We start from the raw sequence: 12,610 nt of genomic DNA, 5'->3' as shown, positions 1-12,610 counted from the left end.
TCGACCTTCGACGGTGATGACGGGTGTCCGTCACCGGGAATGGGATGCCGCGATCGCGGCGGGCGGGTAGGCGGCCGGGTCGCCCCAGCAGTCGGCGATGAATCCGGCAATGGCCGGGGCGAGACGCTCGGGCGCACGGCGCAATTCGACAATCGAGCGCGCGGGCAGGTAGCGCCCGCGACGCACATCGGCGGCGAGGCCGCGGTCGTCGGCGCGCGGGTGCACGGGATCGAAGCGGTGGCCGATGACCAGGGTGCGGGCGGCGATGGCGCGACGCTCGTCGCGCGGCACCAGTACGCCGCCGGAGATGATGCCCTGCAAGGCTTCCGCCGAGCGGCGGGGATCGTAGGAGACCCAGGTCAGCAGCAGATCGGGAATGCTTCCGCGGGTGCGGGGCACCCGCTTGGCCAGGGCCGCGACACCGCGGGCGAGTGGCGCACCGTAAGTGCCCAGCAGCAGGCCCGGGACAGCGCACGCGGCACAGGTGGGCATGGCGTGCTCGAGCACCGGGGATTCGATGACCAGCCCGCGAATTCGCTCCGGGGCGCGCACCGCGGTCGCGAGCGCGATATTGGCCCCCGCCGAGGTGCCCAGCAACACCGTCTGTTCCAGACCGAGCGCGTCGAGCAGGGCGATCACCTGCCGCGCGTAGGCCGCCATCGTGTAGTGCCAATACCCCTCGGGCCGGTCGGCCTCGCCGAAGCCGAGCGGTTCCATCGACACCACACGTAATCCCTTGGCCGCCAGGGCATCCGCGAGCCGTTCGTGCATGCGTCGCGGCATGAACAGGCCGGGCAGCAGCACGACGCTGCGATCACCTTGTCCGCGTTCGTCGTACGTGATGTTGGCCGCGCCGACCCGCAGGCTCCGAGTGGGAGGTTCCATCGGTACTCCTCATTGAGCGATGGTCAAATTTTACACTGTTGTATCTAAATGGGAAGTCGATGATTTCGAGTCATCGACGCGGGTCAGGGCGCGAGCAGCATGGCGAACGCGCGGTAATGACCCACCAGTAGGCACAATTCGAGCAGGCGGGGAACGTCGTAGCCGAACTCGGCGGTGAGCGCGGCCCAGGTGACATCGCCAATGAAGAACTCGGTATCGAGTTCGTCGACCGCCCGCATCAACGCAGCCCGCCTCGGCTCGAGCCCCGACGCGTCCGGCCCCTGCCCGACCACGCGGGCAACCTCGGGATCGACCGCGGCGCGCGCCCGCCATTCCCCAACCGGCCCACACCGCCACACCGTGCGCTGCACGACAAGCTCGATATCGGCCTCGGACAGGCGAAGCCGCACGCCGCGCTTGGCGGCGGACACGAGAAGTCGTGCCAGCCGCCGATGATTGCGTGCCAGCGCGGTGAGAACGGTCGGGTCCCGTGGGAGCCACGCTCGCTCGGCGGCATTTGCCGGGGGCGTATCGGGTTGCACAGAAAGGGTCTTGGGCCGCGGCGGGGATGGCTCGGCGGCGGGGGCGAGGGGTTTGTCCGGGCGGGGGCGGCGGGCACCGTGACGGGCGGTGAGTGCCCGAACTGTTCGGGGCTCGAAGTTGATCAGTTCGCCCGGTGGGGCGAAGGTGCTGAAAACCATGGCGATGAGTTCGTAGATGCCGGTGACCATGCGCAGTTCGTCGCATTGCCGGTCGGTGAGGTGTCGGCCCAGTCGCGCCCGGGTGGTGTCGGAAATCGCTGAGCCGTCGTGCAATTCGTCCACGGCCGACAGAACCGCGGCGGCGCGTTCGTCCCAGCACGGCGCGCCCGGACCCTCGACGATCCCGGTCAGGTAGGCATCACCGCGGCGCAACAGCCTGGCGAAGAACACGTGGTTCTGCCATTCCGACCAGCCGCCGCTGTTGAAACTGGCTCGCAGTGCAACCAATTCCCAGTCGCATAGCGGCAGCCGCGTGAGCCCGGTCGCGTGCGCACTCATGACGAGGGTGGCCCACGGCAGGATCAGCGTGAGGTGATGCGCCGCGGGCACGAGGGTCTCGGTATTCGCCGGAAGCCAGCGCCACGGCAGGTTCGGGCCGACGCGGCGGGCGGGACGAGCCCAGCCGATTCCCTCCTCGCCGGACATCAGGAGTCGACCTCGGCGACGAGCACCTTGACCAGGCGGGTGAACAGCCGGGCGGGTTCGGGGAGTTCGACCGCGGCCGCCGCGTCCACCACGCGCGGGGCGGTGAGTTTGCGGGTGCGGTGGCGGTAGGTGACCTCTGCGCCCTCGGCGGCGAGGACATTGCGCACCCAGTCGGTGCGGTCGCCGTAGAGCAGGGGGACGATGAACAGTCCGTCGCGGTACACGCCTGCCACCGGGGTTTCGAAGGCGCGGCCCGACTTGCGGCCGAGGTGGTGAACGACGGTGTAGGGCGGCAGCTTTCCCGCGCCGATGCGGGCGATCCGGTTGGTGACCGCGCGATTGAATTTCGGCAGCCAGGCGGGGGCGAGGCCGTCGCCGCTGGCCGGGTCGCGCAGCCAGCGGAAGGGGCCGCGCCGCCACATCTCCGGTTCGGGTTCGATGCCGTGGGTCTTGAGGAGCATGGCCAGCATTTCGTAGTGGCCGACCAGCATGCACAGGTCCACGCCCTGGGCGGCGCTGAGGTGGCGGGAGAGCTCGTCCCAGGTGTCGTCGAGAATCATGCGGTCGGAATGCAATTCGTCCACGGCCCGCAGCAGGGCCCGCTGCCCGTCGGTCCAGCCCGCCGCCTCTGGGCCCTTGGCCACCCGCTCCACGGTCTCGACCGAGATGCCGCTCCACCGCGCGGCGTAGACGTGGTGGTGCCATTCGTAGCGGGCCCCGACATTCCACGCGGTGCGCAACGTGGCCAGTTCGCAGTCCACCCGTGTCAACCGAGTTCCTGGGACAACCGCCAATCCCAGTGGGATGTAACCCCAGAACAGTCCGCCGGATCGGCCCATGGCCTCGAGCACCTTGATTCGCCGACCGCCGCCGAGCAATCCGCCGAGTCGGGCGAACAGCCACGTGGCCGGTTCGGTGCGGCGCAGCGCGCCCAGGTCGGGAATGCGTTCGGTGCGGGCCGCCCGCCAATGCGCGGAGGCGTCCGTGCGTGCGGCCACATCGGGTTTGAGCTGCATGATGTCCTCCCGGGAGCGCCGGACGCGACGGGCGCGAGTCCGGCGAATACAGTTGTGCGCCCGGTGTTCTCCCCGCCGGAGCGGGGGTGGTCCATCGGCCGTTATCGGTGACGCTAGGGAGCCGGGCGAGCCGCCCGACAGGGCAGTCGACGCCACATGATTGACCTTGCGCGCCAGGCGGCGGTCGGCGTTGACAGTGTCTGGGTCGGACCGCCAAACTCAAGATACAACAGTGTCAAATTTGATGGTCCGGAATCTGGACACGCCGGACTCGCTCGATGAGGAGCCACCATGACGCCACCGCGCACGCGCCGGTTCGACGTCGGAGACCACCGCCTGGCCTATGACGTGCGAGGCGATGGTCCCGACACCGTGGTCCTGATCCCGGGGCTGCTGATGAGCCGCCGCATGCAGGGACCACTGGCCGACGAACTGGCGGCCACCGGACTGCGGGTGGTCACGCTCGACCCGCTGGGCACCGGTGAATCCGACCGGCCCGCAGACAGTTCCAGCTATTCCATGCGCGGATTCGCCGAGCAGGTGGTGGCGTTGCTGGACGAGCTGGGGGTGGATCGCGCGGTCGTCTACGGGACCTCGGCGGGGTCGGCCATGACCTTGGCGGTCGCCGCGCACGCGCCGGATCGATTGCACGGCATCGTGGTCGAAGGGCCGGTGCTGGATCGGTCCATTCTGTTCGCGACCGCCTGTGCCGGAGTGGTGTTGGCCGGGCTCACCTATGGACGGCCGCTGGCGTGGTTGACCGCGCGCGGCGCGGCTGCACTGCCGCGCGGATTCGGACTGATCACCGACCTGACGCTGGATTGGCTGGCGCAGGACGCGCGGCCGTCCGCCGCGGCCATGCAGGGCATGATCTATACGGGATTCAAACCGCCCAAGGATGTTCGGGAGCAATTGCGGCCGCCCGTGCTGGTGATCGGCTACCGGTATTTCGATCCCATCCATCGGCCCGCCGATGCTCGCGGTCTGGTCGAGGAGGCTCCCGACGCCCGGCTCCTTCGCGCCCGAACCTGGTTGGAATTGCGGTCCGAGCCCGCCCGACTGGCTCCGGAGATAGCCGGTTTCGTGCGCGCCTGCCATGCGGCCGGGGCGACCGCGAACGTGGTGACCGCATGACGGCCCCGGAGCACGATGTCGTCGTGGTGGGCGCCGGGTTCAGTGGGATCGGCGCGGGAATCGAGTTGAAGCGCAACGGCATCCACGATTTCGTCATCGTCGAGCAGGCGGGGGAGCTGGGCGGGACCTGGCGGGACAATACCTATCCCGGGGTGGCGGTGGATATCGCGTCGGCGGTGTACTCGTTCTCCTTCGAGATGAACCCGAACTGGTCGCGCACCTACGCGCCGGGCGCGGAACTGAAGGCCTACGCCGAGCATTGCGCCGCGAAATACGGTGTGCTGCCGCATATCCGGTTCCGGATCCGAGTGCACGAAGCGCGCTTCGACGAGTCGTGCGATCTGTGGCGGCTCAGCCTCGAACGGCTCGACACCGGCGAGCGCGTCGAATCGACCGCGCGCTTCCTGATCGGCGCGACCGGTGGCCTCACCCAACCCAAAGCACCCGATATCGCCGGGCTTTCCGGCTTCGGCGGCATCACCATGCATACCGCGCGCTGGGATCACTCGGTGGATCTGACGGGTCAGCGGGTGGCGGTGATCGGGACGGGGGCCACGGCCGTGCAGGTGGTTCCGGCGATCGCGCCGGAGGTGAAGCAGCTCAGCGTCTTCCAGCGCACACCTATCTGGTGCGCGCCCAAGCCCGACCGCGCCATTTCCGGCACCGAGCAGGCGGTCTACCGCTACCTGCCGCCCGCACAGCGGGCCATGCGGTATCTGCAGGCCTCGATCACCGAGACGGTCATGGTGGGAATTCGGCTGTACTACAAGCAGATTCCATGGGCCAACCACGCTGTCGAGCGACTGTGCCTCGAGCATTTGAAGCGGCAGGTGCCCGATCCGGAACTGCGGGACAAGCTCACGCCGCGCTACGGCTTCTGGTGTAAGCGGCCCACGTATTCGAATGATTACTGGCGGGCGTTCACCCGGGACAATGTCGAATTGGTGACCGACCGGATCGAGCGGGTCACCAAGACCGGCATTCGCACCGCCGACGGTCGACTGCACAAGATCGACGTGCTGATCCTCGCCACCGGGTTCAAGGTGTTCGAAATCGGCAATACGCCACCGTTTCCCGTGTACGGGCGTGAGGGCGTCGAACTCGGGCAGTTCTGGGACGAGCAGCGGTACCAGGCGTATCTCGGTGCGTCCGTGCCCGGTTTCCCGAATGCCTTCCTCATGCTCGGTCCGTACGCGCTGACCGGTGGTTCCTGGTTCCAAATGGTGGAGAACCAGGCCCGTCATGCCGTGCGCGCCATTCGAGAGGCACAGCGCCGCGGTGAAACTCGCGTCGAGGTGCGGCCGGAGGCGCATCGGCGGTACTTCGAGCAGGTGCAGCGCCGCCAGCGCGGCACCGTGTTCTTCAACCACGACTGCGGCAATGCCAACAGCTACTTCTTCGATCGCCACGGTGACGCGCCGTTCCTGCGGCCCGGGCTGGCGGTCGAAGCCTGGTGGGACGCACGCAGATACGACTTGAACGACTACGCCTACGGCACGGTGCCGAAGGATCGGAGGAGGGGGACGGGTGAGCGAGAGCTACTGGCGCATCGGTGAGGTGATCGGTGACAGCGGTCCGTTCGGGTGGGGCGCGGGTCGGCTGCTGCGTCGCTTCCGGTACGGCGCGCTCACGCCCGAGGAGTGCCGGATCGTCGCGCGACACACCGCGCGGCTAGCGGGATGCGAAGCCCTGCAGGGTAATTGGCAAGACCAGCCGTCGACGCTGTGGGAGCCGAGCGAACGACACCGAGTGCTGATCGAGGCCGTCGAGGAACTGCATCGTGAGCGCTACCTGAGCGATGCGACCTGGGCGGCACTGGATCTCGATCCGGCGCAACGCGTGGAGCTCTGCTTCCTGGTCGGGCACGTCGACCTGATCGCCATGGTGCGCAACAGCTTCGATCGGGTGCTCGGCGAGGCCGCGGTGGTGACGCCGTTGCGTACCGGACGAACTGTGGAGTCCCCGGCCTGGCTGCTGCCCGAAACGCCGCGGCTGCCCGCACCCGCCCGCTCCGAAATCGGCCTGCGCACCTGGCTTTTCTCCAAGGGCACGGGCTTGCTGAACGGTGGGGGCGCGGTCTACGGCGTGGAGATGTTCTCGCGCAGCCCACGGCTGTTCTGGAGTGTGGTTCCGTTCCTGGCCAGCATCGGTCCGCTGAGCCTGGGGCGCGAGCTCGGTGAGCTGATCACCTTGCGCGCCACCTGGAATGTCGGCTCGGAGTACCACTGGGGCCATCACGGCCGTGCTGCCCGTTTCATGGGATTGAGCGAGGCCGATATCGCGCGCATCCCCGACGGTCCGACCGCCCCGGGTTGGTCCGAGACCGAGGCGCTGGTGCTGACCGCCGTCGACGAGCTCCACGAGCGGCGCTTCATCTCCGACCTCACGTGGAAATCGCTCACCGCCTCCTTCACCACCCGCCAGATCGCCGAAATCTGCTTGGTCACCGGCAATTACGAAATGCTCTGCATGGCGCTCAACAGTTTCGGCATCCGCTTCGAACCCAATGCCTGGCAGGGTGGGCTGGCCGCGCCGCTCTGGTCGGCCCTGGCCTACCGAGGCGCCCGTCGCGCCGCCGCCCGCACCGCCTGACATCGACCTACCCGACCCGGGAGACTTTCGTGACACCCACGCGCACCTTCACCACCGAGGCCATTATCGATGCCTCCGCCGCCGAGGTTTGGGAGGTGATGGCCGATATGAATCGGTGGCATCGCTGGAACATCTACCCCTTTCGCGCCCGCACCGAGCCGACGCCCGGCGCGCGGCTGTGGTTCGGGCCGCTGTTCCCGATTCCGTTCGGCCGCTTCCGTGCCGTCGATCCGGGCCGCGAACTGGCCTGGGGCGGGCGCGTGGGCCGACTGTTCGACGTCACCCACGGCATGACGCTGGTGCCGCTGGCCGACGGCCGGGTGCGGCTCGTCAACCGCGAACACCTCACCGGGCCGCTGATCGCGGTGATACCCAAGGCGATCGCGCCGCTGTGGTGCGCGGTGATCGGGACCTTCGACAAGGGGCTCGCCCGGCGGATGCGGACCCTCGACGCCGCGCGAGGTCGTGGCGCGTGAAAGGGTTCGTCGGGGACGACTGGGATGGGCCGTGGGCGGCCGCGGGCACCGATGTGCTGGTGCGGCTCGCGGGGGAGCGCGGCATGAGCGCCGCAGAATGCCTCGCGGGCACCGGGCTCACGGCCGAGGCGCTGCTTGTTCCGGGTGCCGTGACGACGGCCCGGCGGGAATTGCGGGTGGTGCGGAATCTGCTGGAGCGCTTCGGTGATGAACCGGGGCTCGGCATTGTGGCGGGCGGCCGACACCACATCTCGATGTATGGACAGTGGGGGCTGGCCCTGCTGTCCAGTCGCACCCTGGGCGACGCGATGCGCCTGGCCCTGCGCTACGTGGAGTTCGCATTCCCGTTCGGGGATATCGATGTCGAGGTGCGCGGTGACGAGGCGGTGCTGCGATTCGACGACACCGGTCTCCCCGCGGACGCCGCGGCCTTCCTCACCGAACGCACCCTGGCGACCCTGCGGCTGATCGAACGCGAACTCCTCCCCACCGCGCGACCCGCACGCCGCGTGTCCTTCCGGCACGCTCGGCCGAGCCACACCGATCATCACCGTGACATGTTCGGAGTAGAGCCCACCTTCGCCGCGACCGCCAACGAACTCGCCCTCGACGCAGCCGCTTTGGCGACGCCGCTGCCACAGGCCGACGAGTGGGCCTGCCGCGCCGCCGAACAGGCCTGCCGAGCGGACCTGCACCGCCGCCGCGTCGGCGGCGGCTTCACCGCCCAGGTCCGCCGCCACCTGACCCGCGACCCCGAACGCATGCCCGCCCAAGCCGAGGTAGCCGCCGCCCTCTGCATGAGCCCCCGCACCCTGGCCCGCCGCCTCAACGCCGAAAACACCTCCTTCCGAGCCCTCCTGGTAGAAGTCCGCCGCTCCCTGGCCGAAGAACTCCTCACCGACACCGACCTCACCTGCGAAACCGTCGCCGCCCGCCTCGGCTACGCCGAAGCGGCCCCCTTCGTCCGAGCCTTCCGCCGCTGGAAAGGCTGCGCCCCCACAGAATTCCGCACCCGCCGCCGCCTCCACCGGGACGCCTGATCCGAAGGTCGGGTCACGAGCTGACTCTCGCGACCAGAAAGGTGCGCCGGGCGGGTGAAGGCGTCGTAGGTGGGCGTTACTCTCACGCTCATGGGAGCAGGAATGCTGGTGGACCGTACGGGGGCAAGCGAGATTGCCGCGACCGCAAAGGGGTTCGACTGGACGTGGACGCGTGCGAATGTGGAGCGGTTCGTCGCGGACGTCGGGTGGGGAGGACTGGAGGACTCGGCCGAGGCAGCGGTGTGGCTCGAATCGGTGACAGGCGTGCTCGTCAACCGGCCGCGGGCGCGTGTCTTCGGTGCCGACGGACGGGTGAATGCAGTTGTCGTCACGGTTGCTGACGCGGCGGACGAGGTGGACGAACTGGGTCCCATGGTGGCGGCGGCATTCCATGACGTGTTGATGGGGGTGTGGACTCACGGGGAATGGCCGACCGAGCGGAAGGTCCTGGGCGAGTTCGGTGCCAGTTGGGTTTTCCCGAATATCGTGGTTGGTGTCGCGATGGGTGATTGCTCGGTCGAGCTGTGGCTGATCGCTCCGGCCGAACGGCAGCGGGTGCTCGCATTGGAGCAAAGGGCGATCAGCGACTTCACCTCCTCCCCGGAGTGGCTGGTCGGTTCCGCGGCGATATCGGTACTGGCGCAGGCGAACCCGGGCGACTGGTCGCGGTCGGCGATGGACCGCATCGTGGACACGATCGGATGGAAGGTGAACACCGACACGGAGACCGAGGACGGTGCGTTGCGATCTGAGTCGGGGGCATGGTCGCTGTATGCGGGCCGATCCGATTCCGACGATCACCGCTACGGGTTCGGCGAGTACGACGGTGCGGAGCTTTCCCTGCGCATTCCGGAAGGAACTGCCCGGATCGCGTATCTAACAGTGCTCGACCTGTGCGTGCGGGAACTCGGTGCGCCGTCGCTCGTGGGTGGTCCACACGCGTTCGCCACCTGGCGGCGCGGACCGAACACGCTGACCTTGTCCAGGAGCGAGTCTTGGATGGGCTCGGGCACTATCGAGTTGGCGTTGCGACCGACCGAGGCCGTCGAGAACAAGGACTACGTCTACGCCAACTGGGACGAGTTGTGGGAGCCCTCGTACTTTTGGCGGGTGCGACCCGACCGTGATGCCGACCGCTCCGACCTCGTGGGCATGTACACGCCGGGCGTACCGCCGATGCGCGATTGGGAGTCGTTCGATGCGCAACTCGACCGGGTATTCGGTTCGCTCGGTGCCGATCTGCCGTACATCTTCCGATTCGCCACGACGGTCGTTTGGGTGATCACCACCGACACCCGACCGGGATTCGTTGCGCAGGGCTGGTTTTCGGGTGACGAGTGCCGGGTGGAGGTCCACGAGGGCGAGGAGATAGTGTTCCGCGACTTCCCGCCTGGGCGTAGGGGCGCGAAGCAGGTCGCGGCGATCGTGAAGGCTGCGACGCGGGCGGAGGTCGATTCACCGGAGCGGTTGCGGTACCAGGCGTTCACGCCGCACAGTTCGCAACAGCTGTGGGATTTCCGACTGGGATTGGCCCGCGATACCCGCGAAGACAACTGACCGCTCCCGCCGAGGCGCGACCGGACCGTCATTTGGACCGTGCGCGGTGTCACCGGTTTGGTCAGGTTCTGCGCCAGCTGGGGGCGGCCGAGGCGGTGTCGAGGATTAGTTGGGGGAGAGCGGCTAGTTGGTTCAGTTGGTAGGCGAACCAGGCGGGGAGGTTGGTCATGGGGCGGGTCCTCGGGGTCAGGGGTGGTGGACGGTTGGGCAGGTGCGGCCTGGGGTGGCGCCGGTGGGTGGGGTGATTCGGAAGATCCAGCCGAAGAGGTGGGAGGTTATCCAGAGGGCGCCGTCGGGGCCGGTGTTGATGTAGGCGGGGAAGGAGCCGACGGTGAAGGGGGCCTGGCCGCCTAGGGCGCGGATGGGGTATTCGGTGAAATCGCCGGTTGAGGGGTCGAGGCGGCCTACCTTGCCGGTGACGATTTCGGGGAACCAGAGGGCGCAGTCGGGGCCGGTGGTCAGGCCGGAAGGGCCGTCGGCGAAGCCGATTTCGAATTTGCGGACGATGTGGAGGGTGGTTGGGTCGATTGAAATGATTTGGCCGCGACCGTAATCCCCGGCTCCGAGGGTGGCCCAGATGGTGCCGTCGGGGCCGTTGGTCAGGCCGAAGGGGATGCTTTGGAGGGGGACGGTCATTTCGCTCACCTCGCCCTGCGGGGTGAGCTTGATGATGCGGGAGGGTGGGGCGGGGGCGGTGATCCAGAGTGCGCCGTCGGGGCCTGCGGCCATGATGGGGTTCTCGGTGGGGAAGGTGAAGGGTAGGTCGAATTCGCGTTGGTCGCCGGTGCGGGGGTCGTAGCGGCCCGCTCGGTTGGTGACGAACTCCGGATACCACAGTGCGCCATCGGAACCCACGACCAGTTCGTGGCCGCCCGCCAGTGGGTGTGGGAGGGGGACGCGGGTGATTTCGTAGGTTTCCGGGTCGATGCGGCCGAGGTAGCCGCCGAGCAGGGTGAAGAACCAGACCGCGCCGTCGGGGCCGGTGGTGATGCCGGTCGGGCCGGGCAGGAGGCCGCCGGTGGGGAAGGTGCGCATCTCCAGGGTGGTGGTGTCCAGCCGGGCCACCTCCGACGGCGGCAGGGTGAACCACAGTGCGCCGTCGGGGCCAGGAGTGAAGCGTTCGGCGAAACGTAGTGCGCCGACCGGGATTTGGGTGACCGCGGCATCGAGATCCGCGGGCGGGGGAGTGGCCGTCGACGGTCCGGCGGCGATCAGCATCGCGGTGGTGGCGAGCAGGATGGCGGAGCTTCGCAGGCGCATGGCGGTTGGCCCGTCAGTCGATGTGGACGGTGCGGGTGACGAAGTCGGTGTCGTTGCCCCGGTACTGCTGGACGGTGTGTGCGGGACCGAGATCGACGGTGAAGGTGAGCCGTCCGGATGCGTCGGAGACGATCTCGCGGACCTGGGTCCCGTCGTCGATTCGCACGGATGCGCCGGGCGGGTAATACCCGGCGGTGGTGACGGTTTCGGTGCCGGAGCCGGTGAGCGTCAGACCGGACCGGGACGCGGATCGGATATCGAGGAACTCCGCCGCCCGTTGCGGATCGGCGGCGAAATCCCAACCCCAGACCGAGAATTCGGGATCGACACGGCGATAGTCGAACGTCGCGGGCGCGGCGGTGCCGAATGCGGCGGTCATTTGCGGCCAGAATTCGTGCAGGTCCTGCTGCCAGTAGCGCCAGCTGTGCGTGCCGCAGCCCTCGGTGCCGCCGGTGAAGGCGACGCCCTCGCGTTGCATGCCGTGAATCAGGCCGCGCGATCCCTGGGCCACCACCTGCTCGGTGAACTGGAACGGATAGGTGCCCGGGCCTTCCTGTGGCACAGCGAAGTTCGCGATGTCCTGGCCATCGCACGGCACACCGTTGCCGGTGCGCACATAGTTCGAGACGCCGCGCAGGTTTGCCGCCAGGTCCGGCGGATTGGCATTGCGCCACCACACCTCGTCGTCGGACAGGTATCCGAACAGCCCGGGGCCCAAGGGATTTCCGCCGCAGGACAGCACGGCCGCCGCGGCGATACCGGTGTAGGCGGTGCCGCCCGCGCGCCCGGCGTCCAGCATGACGTCGGGCTCTCCGCTGAAACTGCCCGCGGCGGCGAACATGTCCGGGTATCGAGCCGCAAGATAGAACGCCGACAGTCCGCCCGGCGCGACACCGGCGATGGCACGATGCCGTCCATCGGCGACCGTGCGGTACTCGGCATCCACCGCGGGCACCAACTCCCGCATGAATCGGGACTCGCCACGGCAAGAGCCATCGCGGGCATCCATGAAGAACGACAGTTCCGGTTGCGTCGGCATCACCACGATCACGTCCTGATCGGCGGTGAACTCGGCCAGATCGGTGCGGTCGAGCCACTCGTACCCGGCACTGCTCCGGGCGGTGATGCCATTGCCCGCATGCAGCAGATACAACACCGGATACCGTTTGCCCGACGTTTGATAGTCGGTCGGCAGCAGCACGGTGTACGGCAGTCCCGCCACCGATTCGACGCGCATCCGGGAATTGTCGGCGGCGTGGGAGGCGGGGCCGGGGAGGCACGCCGCCGCCAGTAGCGCACCCAGTGCGACGGTCGCGGTTCGGATCACGGAAACTACCTTCTCGCTGGGGAATTCGCCTGCGAGGGGAACGGTAGTCAAGCCGTCGCGCACCGGTGAGGGGTAACCCGTGGACTGTCGATGATGGTCAATCCGCTGTCCGATCCGATCATGTCCGGAGCAGGGC

At 68.2% G+C, this 12,610-nt stretch carries 11 protein-coding genes; 6 read left to right on the top strand and 5 right to left on the bottom strand.

Going from position 1 to position 12,610, the window contains the following annotated elements; all coding sequences use genetic code 11:
- Nucleotides 1–30 precede the first annotated feature (30 nt).
- From VMT40_RS32570 to VMT40_RS32560, 3 genes are all read right to left on the bottom strand, one after another.
- On the bottom strand, nucleotides 31–885 hold the full coding sequence (locus VMT40_RS32570; protein WP_326363133.1) for an alpha/beta fold hydrolase: 855 nt from the start codon (nucleotides 883–885) through the stop codon (nucleotides 31–33).
- A gap of 83 nt (nucleotides 886–968) precedes the next feature.
- Nucleotides 969–2,072: a hypothetical protein gene (locus VMT40_RS32565; RefSeq protein ID WP_326363131.1), complete on the bottom strand. Its 1,104-nt coding sequence runs from the start codon at nucleotides 2,070–2,072 to the stop codon at nucleotides 969–971.
- Complete coding sequence (locus VMT40_RS32560; RefSeq protein WP_326363129.1) at nucleotides 2,072–3,088, bottom strand: nitroreductase family deazaflavin-dependent oxidoreductase; 1,017 nt, start codon at nucleotides 3,086–3,088, stop codon at nucleotides 2,072–2,074. The genes VMT40_RS32565 and VMT40_RS32560 overlap by 1 nt, the downstream gene beginning before the upstream one ends.
- Before the next feature lie 291 nt (nucleotides 3,089–3,379).
- Between VMT40_RS32560 and VMT40_RS32555 the strand changes: the two genes are divergently transcribed.
- From VMT40_RS32555 to VMT40_RS32530, 6 genes are all read left to right on the top strand, one after another.
- The gene (locus tag VMT40_RS32555; protein WP_326363127.1) at nucleotides 3,380–4,222 is read left to right on the top strand and encodes an alpha/beta fold hydrolase; all 843 of its coding nucleotides are present in this window, start codon (nucleotides 3,380–3,382) and stop codon (nucleotides 4,220–4,222) included.
- Complete coding sequence (locus VMT40_RS32550; protein ID WP_326363125.1) at nucleotides 4,219–5,778, top strand: flavin-containing monooxygenase; 1,560 nt, start codon at nucleotides 4,219–4,221, stop codon at nucleotides 5,776–5,778. The genes VMT40_RS32555 and VMT40_RS32550 overlap by 4 nt, the downstream gene beginning before the upstream one ends.
- The gene (locus VMT40_RS32545) at nucleotides 5,750–6,814 is read left to right on the top strand and encodes a carboxymuconolactone decarboxylase family protein (protein WP_326363124.1); all 1,065 of its coding nucleotides are present in this window, start codon (nucleotides 5,750–5,752) and stop codon (nucleotides 6,812–6,814) included. Before VMT40_RS32550 ends, VMT40_RS32545 begins: the two co-directional genes overlap by 29 nt.
- 29 nt (nucleotides 6,815–6,843) lie before the next feature.
- Nucleotides 6,844–7,290, top strand: a complete 447-nt coding sequence (locus VMT40_RS32540; protein ID WP_326363122.1) for an SRPBCC family protein — start codon at nucleotides 6,844–6,846, stop codon at nucleotides 7,288–7,290.
- Nucleotides 7,287–8,330 (top strand): AraC family transcriptional regulator, encoded by a 1,044-nt coding sequence (locus VMT40_RS32535; protein WP_326363121.1) that lies wholly within the window; start codon nucleotides 7,287–7,289, stop codon nucleotides 8,328–8,330. The genes VMT40_RS32540 and VMT40_RS32535 overlap by 4 nt, the downstream gene beginning before the upstream one ends.
- A 90-nt stretch (nucleotides 8,331–8,420) precedes the next feature.
- Nucleotides 8,421–9,887, top strand: coding sequence for a DUF6301 family protein (locus VMT40_RS32530; protein ID WP_326363120.1), 1,467 nt, complete (start codon nucleotides 8,421–8,423; stop codon nucleotides 9,885–9,887).
- A 186-nt stretch (nucleotides 9,888–10,073) separates the two neighbouring features.
- Here the strand turns inward: VMT40_RS32530 and VMT40_RS32525 are convergent, their stop codons facing one another.
- Together VMT40_RS32525 and VMT40_RS32520 are read right to left on the bottom strand one after the other, a co-directional pair.
- Nucleotides 10,074–11,147 (bottom strand): Vgb family protein, encoded by a 1,074-nt coding sequence (locus VMT40_RS32525; RefSeq protein WP_326363118.1) that lies wholly within the window; start codon nucleotides 11,145–11,147, stop codon nucleotides 10,074–10,076.
- Between the two features lie 13 nt (nucleotides 11,148–11,160).
- Nucleotides 11,161–12,474 (bottom strand): alpha/beta hydrolase, encoded by a 1,314-nt coding sequence (locus tag VMT40_RS32520; protein WP_326363117.1) that lies wholly within the window; start codon nucleotides 12,472–12,474, stop codon nucleotides 11,161–11,163.
- Nucleotides 12,475–12,610: the final 136 nt, after the last annotated feature.

The organism is Nocardia sp. CDC160 (assembly GCF_035818795.1).
In the GTDB taxonomy this organism is placed as follows: Bacteria; Actinomycetota; Actinomycetes; order Mycobacteriales; family Mycobacteriaceae; genus Nocardia.
The sequence above is the reverse complement of the archived record's forward strand: the minus strand, read 5'-3'. Positions and strand labels throughout refer to the sequence as shown.